This window comes from Aureivirga sp. CE67, from assembly GCF_015767245.1.
In the GTDB taxonomy this organism is placed as follows: Bacteria; Bacteroidota; Bacteroidia; order Flavobacteriales; family Flavobacteriaceae; genus Aureivirga.
In genome coordinates this window covers 816,611-831,253 of the sequence record NZ_JADOTV010000001.1, presented here as the reverse complement: position 1 = coordinate 831,253, position 14,643 = coordinate 816,611, and the positions used below count along the sequence as shown (strand labels likewise).

Below are 14,643 nucleotides of genomic sequence, written 5' to 3'. Positions count from 1 at the left end.
GTCTACTTTATTAAAAGTTTTTTGATTCTAGGAATTGGCCCAGAACATTTTCTTTGATGACAAGCAATACAAGATTGTACAGCTGCATTATAGTTTTCCTTTACATTCTCTTTTGTAGAGTTTTCATAAAGGTTTTTCTCGTTTTCTATGTATAATTTAGCAAAAGAGTCAAATTCATCATCCTTATCCGATGGATCCGTCAATGTTGCAGTATGTATGTTTTGATAAACTTTAGGAAAAACAGTAGGTAGTTTACCTTTTTCTATTTTTTCTTTTAGAACCTTGTGCTTATCCAACATATTTCGCATCAACAAAGCCATGTCTGAAGGTTGATACATCTCAAATTCAGACAAGGACTCTTCAGACATAGGTTCTTTCTTTACTTCTTCTTTACAAGAAATAAAAAGTAAAGAAACTAAAAGTATTTGAAGAACGTACTTCATTATTTTGTTAAAATTACACCGTCAGCTTCAAAAGCTAAAGTTCTTTTAGGCTCTGTGATTTTAGCGATTTCTTCTTCAGATTTCCCAGCATCTTTAGCATAGTGCTTTAATTCGTTTACAGAAATTTCTGTGATAAATGCTTTTCCATTTACTGTAATATCGCTGTTTTCAGAGTTCATCGGTAAGAAAAATCCGTAATCTTTGAAACGTACCATTGCTTCGTTATTTTCGTCTAAAGCAACTTTAGTCCAACATCCTTTTTTCTTACAAACAGAATTTACAGTTGAATTAAATTTTACATCAATTGTATCTCCTGGTTTTAAATTGTTATATCTTTCAAACATTGCTGTTTTTGAAATAGAACCATCTTTCTCAAATTTTTCACCAAAAAAAGCCATTTTTTCAGGAGCTTTTTCAGTTTTTTCAGTAGCAGTTTCATTTTTATTATTCTCTGTCTTGTTTGAGTTACAAGCTGCAAGAAGTAAAATTGAGCTTAGGAATAAAATGCTTTTTTTCATTTTTTGTGAATTTAAATTAAAAATATTGCAAAGATAAAAATCTTAAGATTGTCTTAAAAGAAGAATATAAGTTTAATTTCTCCTAAAAATTGTGATTATTTAGTTAAATTTGCACAACTAAATAAACACAACTTTATGACAACGAATACTCCTATCAACATCCACGTTGAAAAAATAGCAAAATCAAAAATTTCAGAGGTTGACTTTTCAAATTTAGCTTTCGGTCAAGTATTTACAGACTACATGTTTGAATGTGAATATAAAGATGGAAAATGGCAAAATGCAGAGATCAAACCTTATGCTCCGATCACTTTAGATCCTTCAGCTAAAGTTTTTCACTATGGGCAAGCTGTTTTTGAAGGAATGAAAGCTTATAAAGATGTAGAAGATAAAATCTGGTTATTCAGACCAGCGGATAATCATAAACGTATTAATATTTCTGCGGAAAGGTTATCAATGCCAGCTTTTCCGGAAGATGTTTTCTTTGAAGGATTAAACAAACTTTTGACTTTAGAAAAAGAATGGATTCGTAAAGAAGAAGGAAGTTCTCTTTATATTCGTCCATTTGTAATTGCAACTGAGTCTGGAGTTTCTGCTTCACCATCTTTAGAATATAAATTTATGATTATTTGTTCGCCAGCACAATCTTATTATGCAGGTGAAGTAAGAGTTTTATTCGCTGAAAAATTTAGTAGATCTGCAAATGGAGGTGTAGGTTATGCTAAAGCAGCAGGAAACTACGCATCACAATTTTACCCAACACAGTTAGCTGTGGAGAAAGGGTATCAACAAGTTGTTTGGACGGATGCTTGTAACCACGAGTATTTAGAGGAAGCAGGAACGATGAATATTTTCTTTAGAGTAGGAGATAAGCTTTTAACTGCGCCAACTGGAGACAGAATTTTAGATGGAATTACAAGAAAAAGTATCATCAAATTAGCAGAAAGTAAAGGTATTGAAGTTGAGGTAAGAAATGTTGCTGTTAAAGAAATCGTAGAAGCTGCTGAGAAAGGACAATTATTAGAAATGTTCGGAACAGGAACTGCTGCAGTAATCAATCCAATTAAAGGATTTGGTTATAAAGAAAAAGATTACGAATTACCAGAATTAGTAGATTCTTATGCTTCTATGTTTAAGCAAGAATTAACTGCTATTCAACAAAACAAAGCAGAAGATATTTTCAACTGGAGATATCAAGTGCAAGAAAAATAGAATTTTTTTATTCCATATATTTAAAAGCCCATTTTCAATTAAGAAGATGGGCTTTTTACATTGAACTCATTTAAACTTTTTAACTCAAAATTCGTTTCAAGTATGTTCATTACTGACTTGTTAAAAATTTTAACCGTAGCTAAGGCTATGCTGAAAATTTTTCCCTTCATCACTAATAAACATCAGATAAAACTCTTAGTTTTGGAAAAAAAGTTTAAACGAGTTCATTTAAATAAACTTTTAAACTAAAAGATATTAATCGTCAAAATTATTATCTAAATATTCATCTACTTCATCACCTGTCAATATTTCTTTTGTTTTTTTCACTTCACCATTTTCTAAAATGATTCTTTTTTCAATAATGGCTCTTTTTTCTCCATTAATAATTTCGATAGAAACACTTGTACTTTCTCCTTTTTCATTTCCGGATGGAGCATAATTTATAGAATTGTTTTCACCAGAATTTTCAATATCAGAAACTGCATGTCCTCCTAAAATCGGAGCAATCACTAATCCTACAAGACATGTAAGTTTAATCAAAATATTCATCGATGGTCCAGAAGTGTCTTTAAAAGGATCTCCAACCGTATCTCCTGTAACAGAGGCTTTGTGTGCATCCGAACCTTTATAGGTCATTTCTCCATTTACCATCACTCCAGCTTCGAAAGATTTTTTAGCATTATCCCAAGCTCCACCTGCGTTATTCTGGAAAATTGCCCAAACAACACCACTAACAGTTACTCCTGCCATATAACCTCCAAGCATTTCAGCTACTTCTTTATTTTCATATCCAATCCAAAGAGGAATTACAGTAACTAAAATTGGAATTAAAAAGGTCATCACTCCTGGAAGAATCATTTCTCTAAGTGCAGCTTTTGTAGAAATTGCTACACATTTTGCATATTCAGGCTTTCCTTTTCCTTCTAAAATCCCAGGGATTTCTTTAAACTGTCTACGAACTTCATTTACCATTTCCATTGCAGCTTCTCCAACAGAATTCATTGCTAAAGCTGAAAAAACAACAGGAACCATTCCTCCAATAAATAACATAGCTAACACTGGCGCTCGGAAGATATTAATTCCATCGATTTCTGTAAAAGTAACAAAGGCAGCAAAAAGTGCTAAGGCAGTTAAAGCTGCAGAAGCAATTGCAAATCCTTTTCCTGTTGCAGCAGTTGTATTTCCTACAGCATCTAAAATATCTGTACGTTCTCTTACTTCTTTTGGGAGTTCACTCATTTCTGCAATTCCTCCAGCATTATCAGCTATTGGTCCAAAAGCATCGATAGCCAATTGCATCGCTGTAGTTGCCATCATTGCAGAAGCAGCAATTGCAACTCCATAGAAACCAGCAAAAGAATAAGAAACCCAAATAGCGATAGCGAAAAGTAAAACAGAAGAAAAAGTAGAAAGCATTCCTGTAGCTAAACCTGCGATGATATTTGTAGCAGCTCCAGTTCCTGATTTATCTACAATTTTTAAAACAGGTTTTTTACCTAAACCAGTATAATATTCAGTGAAATAAGAAATTAATCCACCAACTAAAAGTCCCACTATAACAGCACCGAAAACTTTGATTGATGGAACAATTTTGTATCCTTCTCCAAAAAATTTCATTTGCATTTCTGATGGAAGCATCCACTCAATTAAAAAATAACTACTAATAGCTACTAAAACAATTGCAAACCAATTTCCTGTATTTAAAGCTCCTTGTACTTGCTTTTCTTTGGCATCATTATTTTTAATTTTTACGAATAATGTGCCGATAATTGAGAAAATAATCCCAAAACCGGCGATAAACATAGGAAGTAAAATAGTTCCAATCCCACCAAACTGATCTTGGATTTCTCCTCCCATATCATGAATCACATAATTTCCAAGAACCATAGAAGCCAAGACAGTAGCAACATAAGACCCGAAAAGATCTGCTCCCATTCCTGCAACATCACCAACATTATCACCAACATTATCGGCAATTGTTGCTGGGTTTCTAGGATCATCTTCAGGGATTCCAGCTTCAACTTTTCCTACTAAATCTGCACCAACATCAGCAGCTTTGGTGTAAATTCCTCCTCCAACTCTTGCAAAAAGAGCGATAGATTCTGCACCTACAGAGAAACCTGCTAAAGTTTCTAAAACAATGGTCATTTGTTCAGTACTTGTCCATTGTCCTCCCATGAAAATACTATAAAAAATAATGAAAAAAGCAGTTAAACCTAAAACCGCTAAACCAGCAACTCCAAGCCCCATTACAGTTCCTCCTCCAAAAGAGATTTTAAGTGCTCTAGGAAGACTTTCTCTAGCTGCTTGTGTAGTTCTGACATTTGCTTGTGTTGCGATTCGCATTCCCATATTTCCAGCCAAAGCCGAGAAAATAGCTCCAAAAATAAAAGCGATAACAATAAGCCAATGAGTTGTAGGAACAACAGTAGAAATAATTGCAAGAATAATACTTGCTAATATTACAAAAACCAAGAGTAAACGATATTCTGCATTTAGAAAAGCTAGAGCTCCTTCATAGATATGCTTAGAGATACTTTTCATGTTTTCTTCTCCTTGGCTTTGCTTTAGGACCCAAACTCGTTTAGACCACATAAATAACAATCCGAGAATTGCCAAGATGATTGGCAAATAAATTGCATTTGTTTCCATAATATGTATTTGATTATTTTGATTAATCTTTATCAAAAATTACCATACCTAATCATTAACATTGGAAAGTATTCTCAGTTTCATTTTTCTATAAAAGCTTATAGAAGTTCAGCAGCAAATTATCAAACAAAATTTGGTATAGTAAGAATATATGGATTGGGGTATTTGTAATAGGAATTTCCATATTTCTCTTAAATGTAGAAAAAAATGAGGTAAAATAAAAAAAATAACCCAACTTAATATCTTGATTAAGTTGGGTTTATCTTAAAATATGTTTTCAGAAATAACTAATTAGATAGTGAAGTTACCTGTAGCTTTGTGCTCGCTTGCTTCGTATCTGTCAATACATTTTTGAACGATTTCGTATGCTTCATCAGCGTCTCCCCAGTTACCAACGTCTACTTTCTTTTCTTCAAGATCTTTGTAAACTTGGAAGAAATGCTCGATTTCTTTTACTTGGTGAGGGTTCATGTCACTTAAGTCGTTTAATTTGTTCCAGATTGGATCAGAAACTGGTACACAGATAATTTTCTCATCTGGTCCTTTTTCGTCTGCCATGTGGAATACTCCGATTGGCTTAACCTCCATCACACACATTGGGAATGTTGGCTCAGCTCCTAATACTAAAACATCTAATGGATCTCCATCTAATGCTAAAGTTTCTGGAATAAATCCGTAATCTGCTGGGTACATCATTGAAGAAAATAACATTCTATCGAAACGGATTTTCTTTAAATCAAAATCGTACTCATATTTATTTCTACTTCCCTTAGGAATTTCGATTAATACATCAAAAACTTGTTTATCTTTTGCAGTCATTCTTTAAGTTTTTTTCAAATTTTGAGCAAAAGTACTAAATAAAATTATTTTGAGTAACTTTTACACTAGAAATAAAATCCAAAACCTCCTTTTATTCCAAAATTACCTTTACCACTAGGATCTCTGTATCTTACTCTCCATAAGAAATCTAGACGGAAAACTTTGAAAATATTTCCTACTCCAGCACTCGCTTCCATATATACATCTGTTGGAGCTTTATAAGTAATTGGATTAAGGATTGGAGATGTATTGTTGATATCAATGTTTTCTTGCGAAAGTTCTCCCCAAACAGCTTTTACTCCCACAATTTCACGAAGGTTTAAATCTCTAAGTAATGGTAATCTTGAGAATAAACGACCATTGAAATTATGTTCTAAATGTAAAGAAGCATAAGTGTCTGCTACGAACTCATAATAATCCATTAGACCATAAGTGTTCTCGATTATGAAATACGATTGGTTTCCTGGAATAATATTTTGAATACTTAAAGGTACTGTTCCGAAAGTTTTTCCAATTTCTACTGTAGAGAACAATCTTCCAAATCCTCCTAATTGAAAAGGTTGTCTATAATAGAATTGTAATTTATCATATTCAAAATCGCTATCAATTACACCTTTTAAACCTTTTGAGTATCGTAGGAAAATTGTTGGATAATTATCATTAACTTGATTTCTTTCTACACCATAACCAATAGTTTTTCTCTTTGGTGTTAATTTAATCATTCCATCTACTTCAAATTGTGTAAGGTTGGATTGAATATTTCCTGCTTTGTCAAAATAATCTAGATTAAAACCAGAAGGATCTGCAGATTTTAGAGTTCTATAAGAACCACCAAATTTAAATTCAACATTTTTTACAGGCTCAATAGATGCGAAAAGATTAGTCAGGTTTACAGAAGTAAGCTGATTGCTGGCTCCACTCGCAAAGAAAGCTGAAGAAGCGAAACTTCTACCAAGAACATCATTTGTAGTGGTTAAACTTACTCCGTTTTGTTCCACATCTCTTCGAGTACCAACACCAAAAGTCAGACGATTTTTTCTATTCACCATATATTTGAAAGAAACACCGTATTTAAACTGTTGATCTTTTGTTCCATAAGCAGTATAAAATTGTGCTCTCCAAGGTTCATTTCCTCCAAGGTAGGTTCTACCTCCAACTCTAAAACGATATCCTTCAACATCATTTGTTCCAATAGTTGAGAAAACTGGTCCGAAGTCAAATTTTCCAAACTCAATATAACCAGAACCAAGAATAGAAATGATATCTGTAATTCTTTTGAATTTAGGAGTAACACTCAAAGTATCTAACATTGAGTAAATTCCTTTTTCATCTTTACTCAGTTTTTCTGGACGATTTTTTGTCCAATATTCGCTTGTCTTATTGTAGATATCAGGATTGAATTGATCAACTTGTTTTTTGTAAAAATCAGCATCTTTTTTCTTATCAAATTGATAATCTGTATAAAGTGTTGTTCTTTTTCCATAAAGCCCTTTTGCTTTCTCTTTTTTACTTAAACTAAAATCAGAGAACATATGGTCTCTTTTCAAAAGGAAAACAGAATCACTCAATACCTCAAAAGATTGCTCGATATAAATATTTTTTACCCAGTTGATATTTGCACTTTTGGTAGCCTGCATGTTAATCTCTTTTACAGCAAAAGTGGTATCATTTACCCAAAAATCTCCTTTAAAAGTAAGTTCTCCTTTTCTTCTTGGATAATAAACAATATTATAACACCATTTATTTTCTACAAAAGCACTATCTGCAAGAACGTAGTTATAATTGTTTACACCAGTTCTGGAAAGGGGACTGACGAAACTTTTATCAAATATTTTAATGTAATTATTATAAATATTGTAGTCCGCATAAAGATCTTTTACGAATGCAATCACACTTTGGTTCGATTGGAATCCAGAGTTTGTATTTGCTACTAAATCTTCACGTTTTTTCTTAATCTTATTATCTCCATATGTTTTATAAACAGATTCGTTGATAAAAATTGGAAGATAAGGTTTTCCAGTTACACTAGAAGTATCTACATAGTCAAAAACGAATTCGATACCGCGAAACAATTTTTTTTCTTTATAAGCACTGTCTACATTATTCAAATCGAATTCAATCTTTTCATATTTATCATATTGATATTGATCGTAAAGATAAATTCCATTAGAACGTTTTTTTGCCCAAATTTTCTTTAAAATTGCTACCGCAGGGTTTCCTTTCTTTTTTGTTTTACCGCTATAGATTACTACTTCATCTAAAACATCGCTTTCTTCTTTTAAAACAATTTTTAGATTAAGGTCTCTTGGTTTTACATTAAGAGTCTTTGTTTCATAACCAATGAATGAAATCTCTATTTGTTTGTAAGTCTTGTCCGCTTCCATGTAGAAAGTTCCGTCGTCATTGGAAACAGTACCTATTATGGAGTTCTTGAAAACTACCGAAGCGAAGGGAATTGGCTCTCCTTTATCATCAACAACTTTTCCACCAACTTTGACTTGACAAAAGGCTAGAATAGGAGTTAGTAAAAGGAAGAGGAGGATTAGTTTTTTATTCATCTATTTTTTTTTAAAATAAAAGCCTTTCCACATAACGTTGAAAGGCTTTCTTTATTGTATTAATAATTAAATTATTTTACATACATAACTTCTTTTACAGCATTCACTACATCATCAGCATTAGGAAGCCATTCTTCTAATAATACTGGCGAATATGGTGCAGGTGTATCTGCTGTTGTGATTCTCTTGATCGGAGCATCTAAATAATCGAATGCTTGCTCTTGCATTTGGAATGTAATCTCTGAAGATACAGAAGCAAATGGCCAAGCCTCTTCTAAGATCACAAGTCTGTTCGTTTTCTTTACAGATTTTAAGATTGTATCAAAGTCCATAGGACGAACAGTTCTTAAATCAATAACTTCTACAGAAATTCCTTCTTTTTCTAATGCATCAGCAGCTTTGAAAGCTTCTTTTATAATCTTACCAAAAGTAACAAGAGTTACATCCTTTCCTTCTCTCTTAATATCTGCAACTCCGATAGGCAATACATATTCTCCTTCTGGTACTTCACCTTTGTCTCCGTACATTTGCTCAGACTCCATGAAGATAACAGGATCGTTATCACGAATAGCAGCTTTTAATAATCCTTTTGCATCATATGGGTTTGAAGGTACAATTACTTTTAAACCTGGTGTATTTGCAAACCAATTTTCAAAAGATTGAGAATGCGTTGCAGCTAACTGACCAGCAGAACCTGAAGGACCTCTAAATACAATAGGAATATTGATATCTCCTCCAGACATTTGTCTCATTTTAGCAGCATTGTTAATAATTTGATCAATACCAACTAATGAAAAGTTAAATGTCATGAACTCAACGATAGGTCTGTTTCCGTTCATTGCAGCACCTACACTGATACCAGCAAATCCTAACTCAGCAATAGGAGAATCAATAACTCTCTCTGCACCAAATTCGTCTAACATTCCTTTAGAAGCTTTGTATGCACCGTTATATTCTGCTACTTCCTCTCCAATAAGGAAAATAGATTCGTCTCTACGCATTTCTTCGCTCATTGCTTCAGCAATGGCTTCTCTAAATTGTATTGTCTTCATTTTAAATTGCTTTATGAAAGCACAAAAATAAGGATTTATAAAAATACTTTCGCATATAAAATTAAGATTTTTTCAACGGGCAAAAAATCTGATGATTTAAATCAGAAAAATTTATGATTTGTTAATATAGAAGAAGAATTTTAAGCTCTTTTTTTGATATAAATAACTATGAGAAATTTTTTAGTCCATATATTTAATTTTTGTAAAATAATAAACATTTGAATCCACCTAGAAATTTCAATAGTTTCGGGTGAAAAAATGCTTTATTAACAATAAAGTATGTAAAACGAAATGATATATATTTCATCTTTTTATAAAAAAAAATCATAACTTCGTAGCGATTATCATTAAATCAAAGAAAAATTAAATAGAAATCTTCAAAATATATATTGAAAATGAAAATATTGGTTTGTATTAGTCATGTTCCAGATACGACTTCGAAAATCAACTTTACAGATAATGATTCAAAGTTCGACACAAATGGTATCCAATACGTAATTAACCCATACGATGAGTTTATGCTTACAAGAGCTATGTGGTTTAAAGAAAAACAAGGAGCAACAGTTACTGTTGTAAACGTTGGAGATGCTACTACAGAACCTACATTACGTAAAGCTTTAGCGATCGGAGCAGATGATGCTATTCGTGTGAATGCAGAGGCAACTGACGGATTTTTTGTTGCAAAACAATTAGTTGAGGTTGTAAAAAACGGAGGATATGATTTAGTTTTAGCAGGAAAAGAATCTATTGATTACAATGGAGGAATGGTTCCTGGTATTTTAGCTTCTTTATTAGATTACAACTTTGTAAATGCATGTGTTGGATTAGAAGTTGAAGGTTCTGACGTGAAAGCAATTAGAGAAATCGATGGAGGAGAAGAAACTTTAAAAGCTTCTTTACCAATCGTAATTGCAGGACAAAAAGGAGTAGTAGAAGAAAAAGATCTACGTATTCCAAACATGAGAGGAATTATGATGGCTAGAAAGAAACCTTTAGCTGTTGTAGAGCCAGTAGATGCTTCAGCAACTACATCTGCACAAAAATTTGAGAAACCAGCTGCAAAAGGAGCTGTAAAATTAGTAGATGCAGATAATATTGATGAGTTAATCAACTTATTACACAACGAAGCAAAAGTAATCTAATTGTCAAATCGAAGAAATCTAGCTTTTAGCTATTTATCATAAAAAATTAAAGAAATTATGTCTGTTTTAGTTTTAGCCGAAACATCAGAAGGAAAATTTAAAAAAGTTGCTTTAGAAGCTACTTCTTATGGGAAGAAAGTTGCAGAGCAATTAGGAACTAATTTAGTTGTATTATCTATCAATGCTGAAGATAATTCAGTATTATACAACTACGGAGCAGAAAAAGTATTAAGCGTAAAAAATGATGCTTTAAATAACTTTAATGCTAAAATTTATGCAGGAATCGTTAGCGAAGCTGCAAAAAAAGAAAATGCTGAGGTTGTAATCGTAGATTCAAGTAGTAATGGAGTTTATTTAGCACCAATTGTTGCTGTAAACTTAGAAGCTGGATACGCTTCAAACGTAGTTGCTTTACCAGAATCAACTTCACCATTTGTAGTAAAAAGAAAAGCTTTTTCAAACAAAGCATTCAACCATACAGAAATTTCTACATCCGTTAAATTAATTGGATTAGCTAAAAATTCTTTTGGAGTTGTAGAAAATAATGTTTCAGGAACTGAAGAAGATTTCGTACCTTCATTAGTTGACAGTGGTATTTCTACAGAATCAGTAGAAAAATCTACAGGAAAAGTAACAATTGCAGATGCAGACATCGTAGTTTCAGGAGGAAGAGGATTAAAAGGACCTGAGAACTGGGGAATGATCGAAGATTTAGCAGACGTACTTGGTGCAGCAACAGCTTGTTCTAAACCAGTTTCTGATTTAGGATGGCGTTCTCACGAAGAACACGTTGGACAAACAGGAAAACAAGTAGCATCAAATTTATACATTGCTATTGGTATTTCTGGAGCAATCCAACACTTAGCAGGAATCAACGCTTCTAAGGTAAAAGTTGTGATCAACACGGACCCAGAGGCTCCATTCTTTAAAGCTGCTGATTATGGTATCGTTGGTGATGCATTTGAAGTTGTTCCAAAATTAATTGAGAAATTAAAGGAATTTAAAGCAAATAACGCGTAATTTTTTAGTAAATTGCACCCTCAAAGAAGCTGTCTAATTTTTTAAAGTCATTTCCCTTTGAATTAGACAGCTTTTTTATTCTTTAAATTTACTTGTATAAAATTTAGATACATGAGTTTAGTTCGCCTAACCATAAAAGGGATTTCATATAGTCAGACACAAAGTGGAGCTTATGCATTAGTACTTTCTGAAGCAGAAGGTAAGCGTACACTACCTATTGTTATAGGAGCTTTTGAAGCACAATCTATAGCAATTGCACTTGAAAAAGAAATTAAACCACCTAGACCACTTACACACGATTTATTCAAAAGTTTTGCCGATAGATTTATGATTGCCGTTAAACAAGTAATCATTCATAAATTGGTAGACGGTGTATTTTATTCAAGTTTAATTTGTGAAAGAGACGGAATAGAAGAAATCATTGACGCTAGAACATCGGATGCTATTGCATTGGCCACTAGATTTAATGCTCCTATTTTTGCCTACGAAAATATATTAGATAAAGCCGGAATTTATCTAAAAGAAAAAGAAGAAACAAACATTGATGAAGACCCTTATTCTTTAGAAGAATTTGATGACGATTCTACATCACAAGAAGAGGAAACTACTACCGAAAACAAATACGCTCTTAAATCTTTAGAAGAGCTAAATAATATGATGGATGAGGCAGTAGCGAATGAAGATTATGAAACTGCTGCGAAAATCCGTGATGAAATTAACAAACGTAAATCAAAATAATACTAAAGTAAAGATGAAATCAAAAATCTTTCTAACGATCTGTTCATTCTTTTGTGTTTTTATTGCAAATGCACAAGAAACTGTTGCACAACCTATAATTGAAAGCCAAGGATTCACTATGAATTCTTTCATTCGAGGAGTTATCGGAATGGTTGTTTTAGTTGGGTTAGCTTACCTTTTAAGTTCCAATAGAAAAAAAATTAATTGGCTAACAGTTGGAGCTGGACTTTCAGCACAGCTGCTTTTAGCAATTGGAGTTTTGAAAATACCGTTCATTCAAGCAGCATTTGAAAAAGCTAGTGGATTATTCATTAGCGTATTAGAATATACTAAAGAAGGTTCTGTATTCTTATTAGGGAACACACTTATGGACACAGAAAGCTTCGGATTCGTTTTTGCATTTCAAGTATTACCAACCATATTATTCTTCTCAGCACTTACTTCTGTTTTATTTTACTTAGGAATTATTCAAATTGTAGTAAAAGGTCTTGCATGGGTTTTTACTAAATTACTACACATTTCTGGTGCAGAAAGTTTATCTGTAGCAGGAAATATTTTCTTAGGACAAACAGAAGCACCTTTGATGATTAAAGCTTACCTAGAAAAAATGACAAAGTCAGAAATCTTACTAGTAATGGTAGGAGGAATGGCAACTGTTGCAGGAGGAGTTTTAGCAGCATATATCAGCTTTCTAGGAGGTGGAGATAAAGAATTAGAAAGAGAGTTTGCAAAACACCTTTTAGCAGCCTCAGTAATGGCAGCACCAGGAGCAATTCTTATTTCTAAAATGCTTTACCCAGAAACAAAAGGAATTGATAAGCAAGTTAAAGTTTCAGACGAAAAAATTGGATCAAATATCTTAGATGCAATTGCAAACGGAACTTCAGAAGGATTAAAACTAGCTGTAAATGTAGCAGCAATGCTTTTAGTATTCGTAGCATTAATTGCTATGGTAAACGGAATTTTCGGATGGGTAGGAGACTTTACAGGATTAAATAGTTGGATGGCAGAAAACACACCTTACCAACAATTTTCATTAGAATCTGTATTAGGAGTTGTTTTCTCACCATTGATGTGGCTTATCGGAGTTGCTAAAGAAGATATGATGCTAATGGGACAATTATTAGGAATCAAATTAGCAGCAAGTGAGTTCATCGGATATATTCAATTAGGGGAGCTTAAAAACTCTGCAAATGCAATTCATTTAACATATAACAAATCAATTATGATGGCAACTTACATGTTATGTGGATTCGCAAACTTCGCTTCGATCGGAATCCAAATTGGAGGAATCGGATCTTTAGCACCAAACCAAAGAAAAACATTATCAGAGTTCGGAATCAAAGCCCTAATCGGAGGTTCAATCGCCTCTCTATTATCAGCAACAATCGCAGGTATGATTATCGGTTAATAACTTTGTTCAAAATAATATTAAAAATGCCTTTTATTTCAAAAATAAAAGGCATTTTTTTGTACTGAATAATACGTATTTTTATACAAGTTTTAGAACTAATTATAATTGGGCATTTCCCTTTTTCTTTTGTTTTCAGAAACAAAAGAATCGGGTCGGGCTTTCCGCTATATCTTTTTTGGTAAAAGCAATTTTATGAAAAGAACCAAAAAAGGATGCCGCTGCAATCCCTAATGCAAAAAAGAAAACATCATGAAACAATATCTAGATTTAGTACAACATATTTTAGAAAACGGAAACCAAAAAGGAGATAGAACAGGTACAGGAACAAAAAGTGTTTTCGGGCACCAAATGCGATTCGATCTTTCAGAAGGATTTCCGATGGTAACAACCAAAAAGTTACACTTAAAATCGATTATTCACGAATTACTTTGGTTTATTAAAGGAGATACGAATATCAAATATTTACAAGAAAATGGTGTGAAAATCTGGGATGCATGGGCAGATGAAAACGGTGATTTAGGACCAGTTTACGGACATCAATGGAGAAATTGGAACAGCGAAGGAATTGATCAGCTTACAGAGGTTATAGAGACTATTAAAACAAATCCTAATAGTAGAAGAATGATTGTTTCTGCTTGGAATCCTAGCGTACTTCCAGATACTTCTGTTTCTTTTGCCGAAAATGTAGCAAACGGAAAAGCTGCTTTGCCTCCTTGTCACGCATTTTTCCAGTTTTATGTAAATGATGGAAAACTATCTTGTCAGCTTTACCAAAGAAGTGCAGATGTGTTTTTAGGAGTGCCATTTAATATTGCTTCTTACGCACTTTTAACGCTGATGGTAGCGCAAGTTACAGATTTAGAACCAGGAGATTTTATCCACACTTTTGGGGATGCACATATTTATAACAATCACTTTGAGCAAATGGAATTACAACTTTCTAGAGAGCCAAAGAAATTACCTACGATGAAAATCAATAAGGAAATCAAAAATATTTTAGACTTTACTTATGACGATTTTGAATTGGTAGGATACGAAGCACATCCGCATATAAAAGGAGCTGTTTCTGTATAAA

Annotated in this window: 12 protein-coding genes; 6 read left to right on the top strand and 6 right to left on the bottom strand. The window is 32.9% G+C overall.

The window, feature by feature from the left end; translation table 11 throughout:
- Window positions 1-2: 2 nt before the first annotated feature.
- Both I0K12_RS03750 and I0K12_RS03745 read right to left on the bottom strand, forming a co-directional pair.
- Window positions 3-443: a hypothetical protein gene (locus tag I0K12_RS03750; RefSeq protein WP_196885535.1), complete on the bottom strand. Its 441-nt coding sequence runs from the start codon at window positions 441-443 to the stop codon at window positions 3-5.
- Window positions 443-961: a DUF4920 domain-containing protein gene (locus I0K12_RS03745; protein ID WP_196885534.1), complete on the bottom strand. Its 519-nt coding sequence runs from the start codon at window positions 959-961 to the stop codon at window positions 443-445. The genes I0K12_RS03750 and I0K12_RS03745 overlap by 1 nt, the downstream gene beginning before the upstream one ends.
- A 135-nt stretch (window positions 962-1,096) precedes the next feature.
- Here I0K12_RS03745 and I0K12_RS03740 point away from each other — a divergent pair, with 135 nt between their 5' ends.
- A complete protein-coding gene (locus tag I0K12_RS03740; RefSeq protein ID WP_196885533.1) occupies window positions 1,097-2,173 on the top strand; it encodes a branched-chain amino acid aminotransferase in 1,077 nt (358 codons plus the stop codon).
- A 255-nt stretch (window positions 2,174-2,428) separates the two neighbouring features.
- Here the strand turns inward: I0K12_RS03740 and I0K12_RS03735 are convergent, their stop codons facing one another.
- From I0K12_RS03735 to I0K12_RS03720, 4 genes are all read right to left on the bottom strand, one after another.
- A complete protein-coding gene (locus tag I0K12_RS03735) occupies window positions 2,429-4,825 on the bottom strand; it encodes a sodium-translocating pyrophosphatase (RefSeq protein WP_196885532.1) in 2,397 nt (798 codons plus the stop codon).
- A gap of 291 nt (window positions 4,826-5,116) precedes the next feature.
- The gene (locus tag I0K12_RS03730; protein WP_196885531.1) at window positions 5,117-5,644 is read right to left on the bottom strand and encodes an inorganic diphosphatase; all 528 of its coding nucleotides are present in this window, start codon (window positions 5,642-5,644) and stop codon (window positions 5,117-5,119) included.
- Window positions 5,645-5,709: 65 nt separating this feature from the next.
- Window positions 5,710-8,202 carry a DUF5686 family protein gene (locus I0K12_RS03725; RefSeq protein ID WP_196885530.1) on the bottom strand — a complete coding sequence of 831 codons (2,493 nt, stop codon included), beginning with the start codon at window positions 8,200-8,202 and terminating at the stop codon, window positions 5,710-5,712.
- A gap of 71 nt (window positions 8,203-8,273) precedes the next feature.
- Window positions 8,274-9,254 carry a pyruvate dehydrogenase complex E1 component subunit beta gene (locus tag I0K12_RS03720; protein WP_196885529.1) on the bottom strand — a complete coding sequence of 327 codons (981 nt, stop codon included), beginning with the start codon at window positions 9,252-9,254 and terminating at the stop codon, window positions 8,274-8,276.
- Between the two features lie 395 nt (window positions 9,255-9,649).
- Here I0K12_RS03720 and I0K12_RS03715 point away from each other — a divergent pair, with 395 nt between their 5' ends.
- The 5 genes from I0K12_RS03715 to I0K12_RS03695 all read left to right on the top strand — a co-directional run bounded on the left by I0K12_RS03715 (window position 9,650) and on the right by I0K12_RS03695 (window position 14,642).
- Window positions 9,650-10,396 (top strand): electron transfer flavoprotein subunit beta/FixA family protein, encoded by a 747-nt coding sequence (locus tag I0K12_RS03715; protein WP_196885528.1) that lies wholly within the window; start codon window positions 9,650-9,652, stop codon window positions 10,394-10,396.
- 57 nt (window positions 10,397-10,453) lie between these two features.
- Entirely contained in the window at window positions 10,454-11,416 is a 963-nt protein-coding gene (locus tag I0K12_RS03710; RefSeq protein WP_196885527.1) for an electron transfer flavoprotein subunit alpha/FixB family protein, read from the top strand.
- A gap of 111 nt (window positions 11,417-11,527) precedes the next feature.
- Window positions 11,528-12,154: a bifunctional nuclease family protein gene (locus tag I0K12_RS03705; RefSeq protein WP_196885526.1), complete on the top strand. Its 627-nt coding sequence runs from the start codon at window positions 11,528-11,530 to the stop codon at window positions 12,152-12,154.
- A gap of 13 nt (window positions 12,155-12,167) precedes the next feature.
- Window positions 12,168-13,565: a nucleoside transporter C-terminal domain-containing protein gene (locus I0K12_RS03700; RefSeq protein WP_196885598.1), complete on the top strand. Its 1,398-nt coding sequence runs from the start codon at window positions 12,168-12,170 to the stop codon at window positions 13,563-13,565.
- A 252-nt stretch (window positions 13,566-13,817) separates the two neighbouring features.
- Window positions 13,818-14,642 (top strand): thymidylate synthase, encoded by an 825-nt coding sequence (locus I0K12_RS03695; RefSeq protein ID WP_196885525.1) that lies wholly within the window; start codon window positions 13,818-13,820, stop codon window positions 14,640-14,642.
- Window position 14,643 lies beyond the last annotated feature (1 nt).

Bases quoted from the DNA above. Each gene is read 5' to 3' on its own strand.
- I0K12_RS03750 (WP_196885535.1), bottom strand. From the start codon at position 443: ATGAAGTACGTTCTTCAAATACTTTTAGTTTCTTTACTTTTTATTTCT.
- I0K12_RS03745 (WP_196885534.1), bottom strand. From the start codon at position 961: ATGAAAAAAAGCATTTTATTCCTAAGCTCAATTTTACTTCTTGCAGCT.
- I0K12_RS03740 (WP_196885533.1), top strand. From the start codon at position 1,097: ATGACAACGAATACTCCTATCAACATCCACGTTGAAAAAATAGCAAAA.
- I0K12_RS03735 (WP_196885532.1), bottom strand. From the start codon at position 4,825: ATGGAAACAAATGCAATTTATTTGCCAATCATCTTGGCAATTCTCGGA.
- I0K12_RS03730 (WP_196885531.1), bottom strand. From the start codon at position 5,644: ATGACTGCAAAAGATAAACAAGTTTTTGATGTATTAATCGAAATTCCT.
- I0K12_RS03725 (WP_196885530.1), bottom strand. From the start codon at position 8,202: ATGAATAAAAAACTAATCCTCCTCTTCCTTTTACTAACTCCTATTCTA.
- I0K12_RS03720 (WP_196885529.1), bottom strand. From the start codon at position 9,254: ATGAAGACAATACAATTTAGAGAAGCCATTGCTGAAGCAATGAGCGAA.
- I0K12_RS03715 (WP_196885528.1), top strand. From the start codon at position 9,650: ATGAAAATATTGGTTTGTATTAGTCATGTTCCAGATACGACTTCGAAA.
- I0K12_RS03710 (WP_196885527.1), top strand. From the start codon at position 10,454: ATGTCTGTTTTAGTTTTAGCCGAAACATCAGAAGGAAAATTTAAAAAA.
- I0K12_RS03705 (WP_196885526.1), top strand. From the start codon at position 11,528: ATGAGTTTAGTTCGCCTAACCATAAAAGGGATTTCATATAGTCAGACA.
- I0K12_RS03700 (WP_196885598.1), top strand. From the start codon at position 12,168: ATGAAATCAAAAATCTTTCTAACGATCTGTTCATTCTTTTGTGTTTTT.
- I0K12_RS03695 (WP_196885525.1), top strand. From the start codon at position 13,818: ATGAAACAATATCTAGATTTAGTACAACATATTTTAGAAAACGGAAAC.